15 protein-coding genes are annotated in these 13,847 nt (G+C 70.0%); 1 reads left to right on the top strand and 14 read right to left on the bottom strand.

The window, feature by feature from the left end:
* Positions 1-37 precede the first annotated feature (37 nt).
* From G515_RS0114105 to truA, 3 genes are all read right to left on the bottom strand, one after another.
* Entirely contained in the window at positions 38-820 is a 783-nt protein-coding gene (locus G515_RS0114105; RefSeq protein ID WP_028660652.1) for a class II aldolase/adducin family protein, read from the bottom strand.
* A gap of 229 nt (positions 821-1,049) precedes the next feature.
* Positions 1,050-1,658 (bottom strand): class I SAM-dependent methyltransferase, encoded by a 609-nt coding sequence (locus G515_RS0114100; protein ID WP_028660651.1) that lies wholly within the window; start codon positions 1,656-1,658, stop codon positions 1,050-1,052.
* Positions 1,655-2,527: a tRNA pseudouridine(38-40) synthase TruA gene (gene truA / locus G515_RS21545; RefSeq protein WP_036555548.1), complete on the bottom strand. Its 873-nt coding sequence runs from the start codon at positions 2,525-2,527 to the stop codon at positions 1,655-1,657. Before truA ends, G515_RS0114100 begins: the two co-directional genes overlap by 4 nt.
* Before the next feature lie 220 nt (positions 2,528-2,747).
* Here truA and G515_RS0114090 point away from each other — a divergent pair, with 220 nt between their 5' ends.
* Positions 2,748-3,200: a hypothetical protein gene (locus G515_RS0114090; protein ID WP_028660650.1), complete on the top strand. Its 453-nt coding sequence runs from the start codon at positions 2,748-2,750 to the stop codon at positions 3,198-3,200.
* 318 nt (positions 3,201-3,518) lie between these two features.
* On the opposite strand, the gene rplQ is transcribed toward G515_RS0114090, so the two are convergent.
* From rplQ to G515_RS0114035, 11 genes are all read right to left on the bottom strand, one after another.
* The gene (gene rplQ, locus G515_RS0114085) at positions 3,519-4,037 is read right to left on the bottom strand and encodes a 50S ribosomal protein L17 (RefSeq protein WP_028660649.1); all 519 of its coding nucleotides are present in this window, start codon (positions 4,035-4,037) and stop codon (positions 3,519-3,521) included.
* A 435-nt stretch (positions 4,038-4,472) separates the two neighbouring features.
* Entirely contained in the window at positions 4,473-5,483 is a 1,011-nt protein-coding gene (locus tag G515_RS0114080; RefSeq protein ID WP_028660648.1) for a DNA-directed RNA polymerase subunit alpha, read from the bottom strand.
* 128 nt (positions 5,484-5,611) lie between these two features.
* Positions 5,612-6,220, bottom strand: coding sequence for a 30S ribosomal protein S4 (rpsD, locus tag G515_RS0114075; RefSeq protein ID WP_028660647.1), 609 nt, complete (start codon positions 6,218-6,220; stop codon positions 5,612-5,614).
* A gap of 31 nt (positions 6,221-6,251) precedes the next feature.
* A complete protein-coding gene (gene rpsK, locus G515_RS0114070; RefSeq protein ID WP_028660646.1) occupies positions 6,252-6,659 on the bottom strand; it encodes a 30S ribosomal protein S11 in 408 nt (135 codons plus the stop codon).
* A 67-nt stretch (positions 6,660-6,726) separates the two neighbouring features.
* Positions 6,727-7,104 (bottom strand): 30S ribosomal protein S13, encoded by a 378-nt coding sequence (gene rpsM / locus G515_RS0114065; protein WP_028660645.1) that lies wholly within the window; start codon positions 7,102-7,104, stop codon positions 6,727-6,729.
* 198 nt (positions 7,105-7,302) lie between these two features.
* Positions 7,303-7,416, bottom strand: coding sequence for a 50S ribosomal protein L36 (rpmJ, locus tag G515_RS0114060; protein WP_028660644.1), 114 nt, complete (start codon positions 7,414-7,416; stop codon positions 7,303-7,305).
* A 51-nt stretch (positions 7,417-7,467) separates the two neighbouring features.
* The gene (gene infA, locus G515_RS0114055) at positions 7,468-7,689 is read right to left on the bottom strand and encodes a translation initiation factor IF-1 (protein ID WP_011757309.1); all 222 of its coding nucleotides are present in this window, start codon (positions 7,687-7,689) and stop codon (positions 7,468-7,470) included.
* A gap of 308 nt (positions 7,690-7,997) precedes the next feature.
* Complete coding sequence (locus tag G515_RS0114050; RefSeq protein ID WP_245565406.1) at positions 7,998-9,059, bottom strand: LLM class flavin-dependent oxidoreductase; 1,062 nt, start codon at positions 9,057-9,059, stop codon at positions 7,998-8,000.
* Positions 9,056-11,545 carry a transglutaminase-like domain-containing protein gene (locus tag G515_RS0114045; protein WP_157571111.1) on the bottom strand — a complete coding sequence of 830 codons (2,490 nt, stop codon included), beginning with the start codon at positions 11,543-11,545 and terminating at the stop codon, positions 9,056-9,058. Before G515_RS0114045 ends, G515_RS0114050 begins: the two co-directional genes overlap by 4 nt.
* Positions 11,542-12,834, bottom strand: coding sequence for a DUF58 domain-containing protein (locus tag G515_RS21540; RefSeq protein WP_051218389.1), 1,293 nt, complete (start codon positions 12,832-12,834; stop codon positions 11,542-11,544). The genes G515_RS0114045 and G515_RS21540 overlap by 4 nt, the downstream gene beginning before the upstream one ends.
* Positions 12,834-13,802, bottom strand: a complete 969-nt coding sequence (locus G515_RS0114035) for an AAA family ATPase (protein ID WP_028660641.1) — start codon at positions 13,800-13,802, stop codon at positions 12,834-12,836. The genes G515_RS21540 and G515_RS0114035 overlap by 1 nt, the downstream gene beginning before the upstream one ends.
* Positions 13,803-13,847: the final 45 nt, after the last annotated feature.

Raw genomic sequence — 13,847 nt, 5'->3', positions numbered from 1 at the left:
TGACGGTGCCGGCTGACCCGCCGCTCGCCGTACCTGCCTAGTCGAACAGGTCCGGGTCGGTGCGGATGATCTGCTGGTAGAGGGGCTGGAAGTTCACCCACCCGGCCAGCTCATAGCCGACCTGCCCGTGGGTGAGCTTGGCCTGGTCGTGGTCGATCAGCACGGGTCGACCGGCGGCCTTGGCCAGCAACTGGGCCTGGGCGGAACGCTCCATCGTGATGAACCACCAGGCCGCGGAGTCGACGGACTCGCCGACCGTGAGCAGGCCGTGGTTGCGGAGGATGACGGCCTTGTAGGAGGCGAGTGCGCGGGCGATCCGCCGGCCCTCCTCGGTCTCGAGGACCACCCCGGTGTAGTCGTCGAAGAGCCCGTGGTCCTCGTAGAAGGCGCACGCGTCCTGGGTCAGCGGTTCCAGCAGCTCGCCGAGCGAGGAGAGTGCCTTGCCGTGCACGGAGTGGGAGTGTGCGGCAGCGATCGCGTCGGGGCGGGCCTGGTGCACCATCGCATGGATCGCGAAGGCCGCCTGATTGACCTTGTAGCGACCGTGGACGACCTCGCCCTCGTGGTTGACCAGGATCAGGTCGCTGACCTTGATGTGCTTGAAGCTCATCCCGAACGGGTTCACCCAGAAGTGGTCGGTGTGCTCGGGGTCGCGGGCCGTGATGTGTCCGGCGACCCCCTCCTCGAAACCGAACCGGCCGAAGAGTCGCAGGGCCGCGACCAACCGCTCCTGGCGGTGCCGACGCTCGCTCTCGACGTCCTCGAAGGTCGGCGGAAGAGCGAACTCCAGGTCATCGGACGGAATCGGACGGAGGTTCATGGCGGTTCCCTTCGGGTGATCATGCCTTCGCACCAGACGTTCCTGGTCTGAGCGGCCCACCGCCACGACCGCGGCCGAGCCGGGCCTCACCCTTTCGCACGGACCGCCCGAGTGGCAACGGTCACACCGAGGTCGACCTGGTCTCCCCTGGGTTCCTGGCCCCGTTGCTGCGTGACCGGTCCCGACGCTGGCCGGGCGCACCGGGGCGGGGATCCTCGCCCCTCGCGAGTCACGTCCCGGAGGGCCGGACGCTCTCCAGGACCCGGAAACCCTTTGCGCTGGCGATCCGTGCGGTCGGGAAGCCCTGCTCGGTGAGCCAGCGCTGGAGCGAGTCGCCGCCGAGGTTCTTCCCGACGACCATCACCGCCCGGCCACCGGGCACCAGTCGCGGGAGCCAGGTGAGGAGCAGTTCATGCAGGGCCTGCTTGCCGATCCGGATCGGGGGGTTGCTCCAGATCTCGTCGTAGACCGCCTCGGGGTCCGCTGACCCGGGCGTGAGCGCCTCGAACCGGTCGGTGACGCCGATCGCGGCGGCGTTCTCGCGGGCCAGCAGCAGCGCGCGCTCATTGACGTCGACGGCGGTGACCCGTGCGGAGGGTACGGCGAGCGCGACCGCGAGCCCGATGACGCCGTACCCGCAGCCCAGGTCGAGGATCCGGCCTGCGGCCGGGGGCTGGGTCTCGCGGAAGAGGACCGAGGTGCCGATGTCCAGACGGCCCTGGGCGAAGACGCCGGAGCCGCTGGTGAGTCGGAGCGTCCGACCCCACACCTCCGCCTCGACGGGGGTCCGGCGGAACTCCACCGTCGGATCCGCTGAGAAGTAGTGCTCGTCGTTCACGCGAGATCCTCCTGGGTGCTGTCGGCGGTCGCAGTGGCCCCGTGCGTGGGCCGTCGGGCCCGGGTCTGCTCGGCCCGGCGCAGCAGGCCCTCATCCGGCGGGTAGGCGACCTCTTCGAGGGTGAGACCCGCGGCCGGTGCGACCGACACGCCCTGGTCGCGGCGTCCCGCGTGCAACACCCGGCCCGCCCAGGCCGGGTCGCGGCGGCCCTCACCCACGGTGAGCAGGCACCCGACCAGCGCGCGCACCATCGAGTGACAGAAGGCGTCGGCCACCACGGTGGCCTCGGCGACCCCGCCCGAGTCCCGCGCCCAGGTGAACCGGGCCAGCGTCCGGATCGTGGTGGCCCCTTCCCGCGGACGGCAGAACGAGGCGAAGTCGTGCAGTCCGAGCAGGTCCGACGAGGCCACGTTCATCGCCGACAGGTCCAGCGGCCGGGGCCAGGGGATCACGTGGGTACGCCGGAGCGGGTCCAGCGACCCTGGACGGTCGGCGACCCGGTAGACGTAGCGCCGTTCCAACGCCGAGAAGCGGGCGTCGAAACCCGGCGCCGCCTCCACCGCAGAGCGGATCCGGATGTCGGTCGGGAGGATGCCGTTGAGCCGGCGTACCAGCGCCTCCAGGGGCGGATGCGGCGAACGACCCGCGCTTGCGACCAGGTCGTCCGGCTCCACGTCGAGGTGGATGACCTGTCCACGCGCGTGGACACCGGTGTCCGTGCGGCCCGCGCAGACCACTCGCTGCTCGGGCACACGGAGCGCGGTGGCCAGCGCCGCCTCGAGGGTGCCCTGCACGGTGCGGAGCTTCGGCTGGGTCGCCCATCCGTGGAAGTCGCTGCCGTCGTAGGCGAGGTCGATCCGGATCCGCACCCGGACAATCCTAGGAGTGCGCGGTACGACGGTGGAATTCCTCGGGAGGCGAGCCACGCAGCCCGGCCGGGGTATTGCGGAGCCTGAGGCCCGAGACCGTGTGCGGCCGCTCCGACATGGGGTAGGTCATGTCGGCCGCCACCTCTTCCTGGTTTAGGCCGTCGACGAGGCGGGTACACGGCCTCGCAGTCCGTTCCTCCCGAGTGAAAGTAGCTCTTCGATGAAGCGTCTCATCGCGCTGGTGGCCTCCGTCTTCATGGCCGCCAGCCTCACCCTCCTGGTCTCCCCCTCCTCCGCGCACGCCTCCTCGACCACCAACGCGTCCGAGGGCCGCAGCCTGATCACGGTCGACGGCGTCTCCGCTCGCCGCAAGTGCCTGACCCGGGTCAACCAGCCCGGCACCCGTCAGGTCAACCTGTGCGCGAACGTCCGCAGGGGCAAGCTCGTGCTGACCGGCAAGGTCTTCCCGAAGTACGCGAAGGCCCCCGTCCAGCTGCAGTACAAGAAGCGGGTCAACGGCAAGTGGAAGACCGTCCAGCGGCACCGCACCAACAAGTTCGGCAAGTACAACTTCACCGCCAAGAAGACCGGCTACTACCGCACCCAGGCCCGGGCCGGTAAGGGCTTCCGCGCCTCCTTCTCGGACGGCTACTTCAGCTTCTACCGCTACTGAGCCGAAGCCGCGCAGCGACCTCGACCGCTCCGTTGAGGCAAGGCTGACACTCACGAGGGCGTGTCTCCCACTGGGAGACACGCCCTCCGTCGTCTCCGCAGGCGACTCGTGGGTCCGGCTCTGTCCGTACCGGCTGCGGGTCGGGGACCGTGCGGGTGACACACCTACTCGATTGTCCGCGGCGGCCGAGCCAACGCACCGCAACGCCCGACTCGACCGCCCACAAGGCCCAGCTCAACACGCAGGGACGGTGCGGGCATGCACGAGGGCCCGTCACCTGCGAACAGGTGACGGGCCCTGGTGGGTGATCCGTGGGGATCAGGCCTTGTCGGACTCCTCGGCGGGAGCGTCCTCGGCGGCGTCGGTCGCCTCGGCCTCGGGGGCCTCGGTCTCCTCAGCGGCCTCGGTCTCCTCGACCTTGTCCTCGACCGGAGCAGCCTCGGCGGCGGCCGGCTTGGCGGTCGGGGCCTTGGGCTCGTAGGCCTCGGTGACCAGCTCGATCACGGCCATGGGGGCGTTGTCGCCCTTGCGGGGGCCGATCTTGGTGATCCGGGTGTAGCCACCCGGACGGTCCGCGAACTGCTCGGCGATGTCGGTGAAGAGCACGTGCACGATCGACTTGTCGCGGATGGTCTTGAGGACCTCGCGGCGGTTGTGCAGGTCGCCCTTCCTCGCCTTGGTGATCAGCTTCTCCGCGTGCGGACGCAGCAGTCGCGCCTTCGCCTCGGTGGTGGTGATCCGGCCGTGCTCGAAGAGCGCGGTCGCCAGGTTGGCGATGATGAGCTTCTGGTGGGCCGGGCTACCGCCGATGCGGGCACCCTTCTTGGGAGTAGGCATCTGCCTCGTCCTTTCTCTCCGGCCGTGTCAGGTACCGGGGTAGACGCTCTCGAGGAGCGATTTTGGGAGGGAAGGTGGCCTCGACAGGCTCGGCCACCGGATCTTCAGTTGTCGCGCGGCAGCCGGTGGACAGTGCCGCTTGCATCCACCGGCCGGGCTCGACGAACGAGCCCTGTTCAATTGTCGCGCGGCAGCGTGTCGCGCGCAGCCGGTGGATAATGGCGCTTGCGCCCACCGGCGAGCACGACACGCTCGCGCAGATTCAACCCGCGCCGCAGCGTGTCGCAGCCGCCGGTGCACCCTGTCCTTTGAACGCACCGGCGAGCGGAGACACGCTCGCGCAGATTCAACCCGCGCGGCAGCGTGTCGCAGCCGCCGGTGCACCCTGTCCTTTGAACGCACCGGCGAGCGGAGACACGCTCGCGCAGATTCAACTCAGTACTGCTCGTCCTCGACGAAGGCGTCGTCGTCGTCGTCGCCGTACACGACGGCGGACGGGTCGAAGCCGGCCGGGCTGTCCTTGAGGTTGAGCCCCATCTCGACCAGCTTGGCCTTGACCTCGTCGATCGACTTCGCACCGAAGTTGCGGATGTCGAGGAGGTCCTGCTCGGAGCGGCTGATGAGCTCACCCACGGTGTGGATGCCCTCGCGCTTGAGGCAGTTGTAGGACCGGACGGTCAGCTGGAGGTCCTCGACCGGCAGGGCCAGGTCGGCGGCGAGCTGCTCGTCGACCGGGGACGGACCGATGTCGATGCCCTCGGCCTCGACGTTGAGCTCACGGGCCAGCCCGAACAGCTCGACCAGGGTCGAACCGGCGGAGGCGAGAGCGTCGCGGGGCCGGATCGAGGGCTTGGTCTCGACGTCGATGACGAGCTTGTCGAAGTCGGTGCGCTGCTCGACTCGGGTCGCCTCGACCTTGTAGGTGACCTTGAGGACCGGGCTGTAGATCGAGTCGACCGGCATCCGGCCGATCTCGTTGTCCAGGCCCTTGTTCTGCGCCGAGGAGACGTAGCCGCGGCCGCGCTCGACGACGAGCTCCATCTCCAGCTTGCCCTTGTCGGACAGGGTGGCGATCTTCAGGTCGGGGTTGTGCACCTCCACGCCGGCCGGCGGGGTGATGTCCGCGGCGGTGACGTCACCGGCGCCGGACTTGCGCAGGTACATGGTCACCGGCTCGTCGTGCTCGGAGGAGACGACCAGGCCCTTGAGGTTCAGGATCACCTCGGTGACGTCCTCCTTGACGCCCTCGATGGTCGAGAACTCGTGGAGAACACCGTCGATCTTGATGCTCGTGACCGAGGCGCCGGGGATCGAGGAGAGGAGGGTACGACGCAGCGAGTTGCCGAGCGTGTAGCCGAAGCCAGGCTCGAGCGGCTCGATGACGAAGCGCGAGCGGAACTCGTCGACGACCTCTTCCGACAGGGTGGGGCGCTGTGCGATGAGCACTGATTCTTTCCTTTCCGGGCCCACCCGCTATTTGACGGGCCCGAATTCACAAGGTTGTGGGAATGTGTGGCGGAAAGCCGAAGGGCGGTGGCCCCGCCGCCGTGAGGCAACCGGGCCACCGACCGTGGTCACTTCTTCGAGTAGTACTCGACGATGAGCTGTTCCTGGACCGGGATGTCGATCTGCTCGCGGACCGGGAGCTGGTGCACGAGGACGCGCATCCGGCTGGGGATGGCCTCGAGCCAGGCGGGGACGACGCGCTCGCCGTGGGTCTCACGAGCCACGATGAACGGGGTCATCTCCAGGGACTTCTCACGCACGTCGATCACGTCGTGGGCCGAGACCTGGTACGACGGGATGTTGACCTTCTTGCCGTTGACCAGGAAGTGGCCGTGCACGACGAGCTGGCGGGCGTGCTTGCGGGTGCGGGCGAAGCCGGCCCGGTAGACGACGTTGTCCAGCCGCGCCTCGAGCAGCTGCAGCAGGTTGTCACCGGTCTTGCCGGAACGGCGCGAAGCCTCGGCGTAGTAGTTGCGGAACTGCTTCTCCAGCACGCCGTAGGTGAAGCGAGCCTTCTGCTTCTCCTGCAGCTGGGAGCGGTACTCGCTCTCCTTGATGCGGGCCCGACCGTGCTGGCCGGGGGGGTAGGGACGGCGCTCGAAGGACGAGTCGCCGCCGACCAGGTCGACACCGAGACGGCGCGACTTGCGGGTCATGGGGCCGGTGTAACGGGCCATTACTCTTCAGTCTCCTCTAGTCTCGGGCGGATCAGACGCGGCGGCGCTTCGGCGGACGGCAGCCGTTGTGCGGGGTGGGGGTGACATCCTGGATGGTGCCCACCTCGAGGCCGATCGCGCCGAGCGAACGGATCGCGGTCTCGCGACCCGAGCCCGGGCCCTTGACGAAGACGTCGATCTTCTTCATGCCGTGGTCCATGGCGCGACGGCCGGCGGCCTCGGCGGCCATCTGCGCGGCGTACGGCGTGGACTTGCGCGAGCCCTTGAAGCCGACGGTGCCGGCAGAGGCCCACGAGATCACCGCACCGGTCGGGTCGGTGATCGTGACGATGGTGTTGTTGAACGTGCTCTTGATGTGGGCTTCGCCCTGAGCGACGTTCTTCTTCTCCTTGCGGCGGACCTTGGTCTTCGCCGCGGCCTGACGGCTCTTGGGAGGCATTCAGTATCTCCTGCGGTAGCTGGTCTGTGAGATCGGTGAAGGGGTGATCAGCGCGAGAGCGCTGGGATCACTTGGCCTTCTTCTTGCCGGCGACGGTCCGCTTCGGGCCCTTGCGGGTGCGAGCGTTGGTCTTGGTGCGCTGGCCACGGACAGGGAGACCCTGGCGGTGGCGGCGACCCTGGTAGCTGCCGATCTCGATCTTGCGGCGGATGTCGGCCTGGACTTCACGACGGAGGTCACCCTCGGTCTTGACGCCCTGGGCCTCGATCTCGTCACGGAGCTTGACCAGCTCCTCCTCGGTCAGTGCGTGGACGCGGGTGCTCGGGTCGACACCCGTCGCGGCCAGCAGCTGCTGGGAAGTGGTACGGCCGATGCCGTAGATGTAGGTCAGCGCGATCTCGACGCGCTTGTCATTCGGAAGGTCGACACCTTCGAGGCGTGCCATGGTTGGTCCTTCTGGGTTTCACAGAGGTGTCGGTCGACTCGCGTCCTGGTGGCTGCTCGAATGCTCGAGCCCAGGCTCCGGCCTCTGCTCCGGAGGTGGTTCGCTGCCGGGTCCTCGGATGAGGGACGACGTGCTAGCGGGTCGATGAGATGTTCAGTTGTGTTCGGGCCGAGCCGGTGCGGTGCACCGGCGGCGGCCTCAGCCCTGGCGCTGCTTGTGGCGCGGGTTGGAGCAGATCACCATGACGCGACCGTGGCGACGGATCACCTGGCACTTGTCACAGATCTTCTTCACGCTCGGGTTGACCTTCATGTCAGCCCTTTCTTTGTCGTCGGCTCATGACCTGGCCCCCGGAAGGGCAGGTCACTTGTACCGGTAGACGATCCGACCGCGGGTCAGGTCGTAGGGGGAAAGCTCCACCACCACGCGGTCCTCGGGGAGGATCCGGATGTAGTGCTGTCGCATCTTGCCGCTGATGTGGGCGAGAACCTTGTGACCATTGCTCAGCTCGACGCGGAACATGGCGTTGGGGAGGGCCTCCACAACGGTGCCCTCGATCTCGATCACGCCTTCTTTCTTCGGCATGTCCTCCGCAATCTGTTGGTGGGTTGTCTACCGTTTCCTGCACCGGCAGCGGTACGCCGCCGGGTGGCCCGGGAACCTCTCCACCGCGAAACCGGGGCGGAGTGGACCTCGTGCAGCCGCCGCTTCACCTCACCCGGCACAGCACTCCGCACACGAGGAGGGGGTGGTGACCGGGCAGCCGTGAGGCATGAAGCAACAGACCCACGTTGGGCCGACACGCCAGTCTACTCAGACGGGTGAGACATTTCCCAATCGCTGGAGGTCCCCCACCCCGCGGGCGGGGTGCCGCGTCCGCGGTGCCGAGTCGCTCAGCCGGCCAGCAGGCGCAGCGTCTCGGCCCTGGCGGGACTGTCTGCGGGATCGGTGCCCTCGTGCGCGCCGGGCACGGGGTTGATCATCACCTCGTCGACGTCGTACGCCTCGGCCAACTGCCCGATCCGGCGACGGGCGTCCTCGGGGGTGCCGATGATCCACTTGCCGCGCATCGCGTCGACCAGCCCCCGGTGCGCCTCGGGGATCTCGACCTTCTCGGCCTCCTCGACCAGCAACTGCGGGCGGAGCGGGGCTCCGGTGCGGAGGCTGAGCATGCTCAGCAGCTGCGGCAGGGCGCGGCGCTCGGCCTCCTCCTGGGTCTCGGCGACGCAGGCGTTGACGGTCAGGAAGGTGCGCGGCTCGGCGTTCTCCGGGGAGGGACGGAAGCTGCTGCGGTAGAGCTCGAGGGCCTCGCTGGTGCCCTGCCCGGAGAAGTGGTGGGCGAAGACGTAGGGCATGCCCTTGTCCGCGGCCAAGCGGGCGGAGTAGTCGGAGGAACCGAGCAGCCACACCGTCGGCACGGACCGCGCGTGCGGGGTGGCGTGCAACTCGTGGCGTCGACCGCCGACCGAGACCGCGACCCCGGCGGTGTCCATCATGGCGAGCACGTTCTCGACGTACTCGGGGAACCGGGTCACCGCCTCGTCGGTGACGCCGCCGGCACCGTGCCGCAGCGCCCAACTGGTGACCGGATCGGTGCCCGGGGCGCGCCCGATGCCGAGGTCGATGCGGCCCGGGAAGGCGGCCTCGAGGAGCGCGAACTGCTCGGCCACGACCAGCGGGGCGTGGTTGGGCAGCATCACTCCCCCGGACCCCACCCGGATCCGCTCGGTGGCGGAGGCGAGCAGCCCGATGAGGACGGGCGGGTTGGTCGCCGCCACCGCCGGCATGTTGTGGTGCTCGGCGACCCAGTACCGGGTGAGGCCGAGCCCGTCGGCGACCCGAGCCAGCTCCACCGAGGCGCGGATCGCGTCACCGGTGGCCTGATCGGTGCGCACCGGCACCAGATCGAGGACCGAGAGGGCGGGCAGGGGCGGCGGGGTCGCGGCAGAACTCACGACGGCTCAACCAGTTCGTGGCCGTGCTTGTTCCGCGGGTCCTCGGCCTGCCGGGACGCCTCGCTGCGCGGGACGATCTGCTCGGGTTCCCTGGCCCAGCGGCGGCGGAAGGTGCGCAGGCTGAGCATCGCCTTGAACCGGGTCCACCGGCTCTCGCTCGAGCGCATCGCGGCCCGCTGCTCGTCGACCCCCTGCCAGTACGACGCCACCTCGTCCTCCCCCGGCGGGGTGGGTCCGAAGACGTGGCCATCGGCCGAGCGCGCCAGCTGGTGTGCGGGCACGGTGTCGAGCAGCTGCGCCTGTTCGCGCCGGGTGAGCCCACTGGCGACGGGAACGCCGTGGCCGAGATCGCGGGCGTTGTCGACCAGTTCGCGCCAGCCACCGCCGATCCGGGCGGAGGGGTGGCCGCGGGTCCGGCGCCGGTGCCGACGCCAGGCCTTGGCGCCCAGGATCGACCCCAGCACGAGAGCCAGCAGGAGCAGAGGCGAGCCGAGCACGACCAGCACGATCTGCAGCCACAGCGGGACCGACCAGCCCGAGTCGTCGTCCTCGTCCTCGGAGCGGGTCTTCAGCTGGGTGTCGGTCTGCTCCCCCTCGGTGGACGGCGGCGGGATGGGGGCCGGCGGCGGCACCACCGACCCGCTCATCTCCTCCTCCTGCTGGGGCGGCTGGTCGGCCGGCTTCTGCCGGCCCATGAAGGCCTCGGTGGGGAGGGTCCGCCAGCTTCCGTCGGCGGCCTGCAGCTCCACCCATGCGGTGACCTCGGCGCCGGTGACGACCCCGTCGGCCGGGACGAGGGCTCCCATCACGACGCGGGCCGGCACCCCGATCCGGTTGGCGAGCAGCGCCATCGTGGCGGCGTACTGCTCGGCGTTGCCGGCCATGATCGGGTAGTTGACGAACTCCTCGCCGAGCCGCTTCTGGTTGTGACCGGCGTGGTAGATCCGCTCCTTCGGCGCCACCCCGTCGCTGAATCGGCCGACGGTCCGCAGGTGCTCGGCCGCGGCGAAGACCCGGGCCATCGGGTCGATCTCGCCCTGGGTCCAGTCGTTGGCCTGGGTGTCGAGGAAGGCCGCGGACTGGTAGGCCGCCGGGAGATCGGTGGAGGGCGCGGTGGTCTTCCCCAACGAGTCGTCGGGCAGCACCGCGGTGAAGCGGTAACTCTCGCCGGGCCGCAGGCCGGCCGGGACGATCCCGGTCGAGGCCGCCAGGTTGTACCGGAAGCTGTCCTCGATCGCGTCCGCCTGCTGGGAGTCCGAGTCCTCGTCGAAGGTGAGGTGGCGCAGGGCGCCGACGGTCGGGAGCCACACGTCGGAGTAGCCCTCCCCGAGGGTCACCTCGGCCTCCACCTCCTCGCCCTCCACGGGGTTGTCGATGGTGGAGGAGACCCGCTGATAGGTGTCCAGGCTGGTGGTCGGGTCGACGTCCTCGGCGGCGCGCCAGACCATGCCGTCGTAGTTCTCCAGCGCGGCGAAGCGCACCCGGGTGCCGGGTTCGACGCCGGAGATGGTGAACAGGGTCTTGTCGTGCAGGTTGACCGAACTCTGTTCGGCCTCCTTGTCGGGCAGCTCGACGTACTTGCGGAATCCGGCCAGCGGCGAGGGATAGTCGCCGATGTCGAAGGGCGGCTCGACGTAGCTGCGCAGCACCACCCGCTCGTCCTCGGAGCCGGCCAGCCAGGTGCCGATCGGCCAGGCCAGCGCCGCGGCCAGCCCGACCAGGGCCAGGCCGGCGAGGCCGCGACGGGCGAAGCCGGTGCCGGCACCGGAGCCGGTGCGCGTCGCCAGCGCGAGCGAGCGCAGCGCCAGCCAGGCCAGCGCGGCCGCGGCGAACAGCACGCCCTGGACGAGGACCGAGGCGGGGTGCTGGGTGCCGAGGAGGATCACGCCGACCAGCAGTGCCACCGGGACGAGCACCGGGAGTACGACGCCGACCTGGGCCGGCAGGTGTCGCCACCGGTGCGCGCCGACCAGCAGGGCGCCGCTCAGGCCCGTGGCCAGCCCCATCACCCACGGGATGACTAGGGCGCTGCCGTCGCCGTCCACGGGCGGCAGGGTGGTGAGCAGGTCCTTCCAGCCGAAGATCAGCTGGTCGACCAGGCTCCCCAGGGTGCTGGGGAGCGGCAGGTACGCCGAGGCACCCTCGCTGCGCAGGCACAACGGCCCGCCCAGCACGAAGAACGCCGCCACGGTGAGCAGGATCGCGGCCACGGCCGGCCAGCGTCGCGCGTGGGCGAGCTGGACCGCACCGATCCCGATCACGACCCCGAGCACGCCGACCACGAAGAACCAGATGCCGGTGAAGGTCGGCGCGAAACCGATCAGGGCGAGGGCGGAGAGGCCGAGCAGGAAGGCGAGGTCACGCAGCCGCTCGCGCTGGGCGAGCAGGGCGGTGAGGCCGCCGGCACGGCGGCTGCGGGACGGCATCCCGCTCTGGATCACCGGCGGCGGTCCGGACCGAGGGCCGGGCTGGGGCGGCTGACTCATCGGACACTCCACAGCAGCAGCGCGGCCAGGTCGTCGCGGGAAGCGAGGTGGAGCACCGGGAGGTCGCCGGCCTCGGTCACCCGGCTGCGTTCGGAGGGGTCGATGACCACGGCCAGCTTGCGGACCTCGGGCCCGAACGTGGAGGCCGCCCGGCGCAGCGTCGTGAAGTCGGTGCCGGTGCCGCCCACCAGGAAGAGCAGGCTGGTGTCGCCGGCCACCCGGGCGGCCGTGCGGCAGGCGTCGATCAGGCCGACCCGGCCGGTCTCGGCCCGGCAGACCGTATCGAGGGCCAGTTGGCCGTCGCCGCCGGCGCTGACCCGGTCGCCGACCACCACCGTGGCCTGGAAGTCGTCCAGGAGACCACGCACCACCACGGAGGCGACCGCGGACATCGCGGTCTCGAAGTCGTCCGGGCTGCCCCAGACCGACCCGTCGTCGTCGGTCACCAGGGTGACGTGGCTGCGGCGGGTGTCGAGGTACTGGCGGACCAGCAGTTGGCCCTCGCCGCCGGCGGCCATCGCCTTCGCCGAGGAGCGCCAGTGCACGTGCCGCAGGTCGTCACCGGGCACGTACTCGCGCAGGGCGTGGAAGGCCAGGTCGCTGTGCGAGACGGCGTCGGTGGTCACGCCCTCGAGGTCACGCAGCAGACCGGCGCCGAGGGAGTCCAGCGGCACCATCGGCGGACGCACCATGATCTCGGTGACCCCCACCCAGGTGAGGTCGCGCGAGGCGATGCCGAGCGGGTCGCCGCGCCGGATGGTGGCCGGCCCCACGGGGATCACCCCGCGTCGCTCCGTGCGGATGGTGAAGTCCTCGACGTGCGACTCCCCCGCCGCCAGCGAGGGCAGGTCGTAGCGGAACAGTCCGTTGCCGACCGGGAGATCGAGCCGCAGCGCGCGCATCCGGGAACCGCCGACGTTGGTGATGGTCAAGGACGCCGCCACCGACTGGCCGGCGATCACCCGCTCCGGATCGAGCAGCAACTCGATCCGGACCTTCGCCCGGCCGACCAGCCACGGCAGGGTGAGCAGCACCAGGATGACGCCGGCGGAGCCGACCACCGTGAGCTCGACCCAGTGCAGCCGCATCCCGATGAGCAGCGCGAACAGCCCGAAGAGCAGCGAGATCCAGCCGATCGGCTTGATCACGCCCAGGATGTCGCCGACCACGTCGGCAGCCCGGTCGATGGTCCGGGAGCGGCGTACGGCGTCGCGTGCCCGCTCCAGGGCGCGGCCGAGCGCGGCCACACCGGGGACCGACGTGGCTGCGGCGCGGCGGCGAGCCGACATCAGGCCACCCGGTCGGTCGGCGGCACCACCGACTGGAGCAGCTTGTCGATGACAGACTCGACGGTGACGCCGCTGAACTGGGCCTCGGCGTCGAGCAGCAGCCGGTGGCACAGCACCGGCTCGGCCAGCTCCTTGACGTCGTCGGGGACGACGTGGTCGCGGCCGTCGGCGGCCGCCCAGGTCTTCGCGACCCGGATGAAGGCCAGGCAGCCACGGGCCGAGAGGCCGAGCTTGACGTGGGCCAGGCGGCGGGACTCCTCGGCGAGCTCGGCGACGTAGCCGACCACCGCCGGGTCGACGTACACGTCGTCGGCCAGCTGGCTCATCTGGTGGATGGTCTGTGCGGTGATGACCGGCTGCACCAGCGCCGCCCGGTCGCGCACCTTGGCGTTGATCAGCAGTTCGACGGTGGCCTGCCGGTCGGGGTAGCCCATCGAGGTCTTCATCAGGAACCGGTCCAGCTGTGCCTCCGGGAGGCGGTAGGTGCCGGCCTGCTCGATGGGGTTCTGGGTGGCGATCACCAAGAACGGCTTGCCCACCTCGTGCGGGACCCCGTCCACGGTGACCCGCCCCTCCTCCATCACCTCGAGCAGGGCGGACTGGGTCTTCGGCGAGGCCCGGTTGATCTCGTCGGCCAGCACGATCGTGTGGAAGATCGGGCCGGGGTGGAATTCGAAGGAGCCCTTGTGCTGGTCGTAGACGGTCACCCCGGTGACATCGGAGGGCAGCAGGTCGGGAGTGAACTGGATCCGCGCGTGACTGCCCTGCACCGTGTTGGCCAGCGTGCGGGCCAGCATCGTCTTGCCGGTGCCGGGGAAGTCCTCGAGCAGGATGTGGCCCTCGGAGAGCATGCAGGTCAGGGCGAGCCGCACGACGTGCCGCTTGCCGAGCACCGCCTGCTCCATGTTGGCGGTCAGCGTGTCGAAGGTCTGCTTGAACCAGTCGGCCTGCTCGCGGGTGAGGGTCATCTCGTCCTGTCTCTCATCTGTGCACTGCTGCTTGCTGCTGATTCA

It is taken from the genome of Nocardioides insulae DSM 17944 (assembly GCF_000422825.1).
In the GTDB taxonomy this organism is placed as follows: domain Bacteria; phylum Actinomycetota; class Actinomycetes; order Propionibacteriales; family Nocardioidaceae; genus Nocardioides; species Nocardioides insulae.
This window is presented reverse-complemented; position numbering and strand designations above follow the sequence as displayed.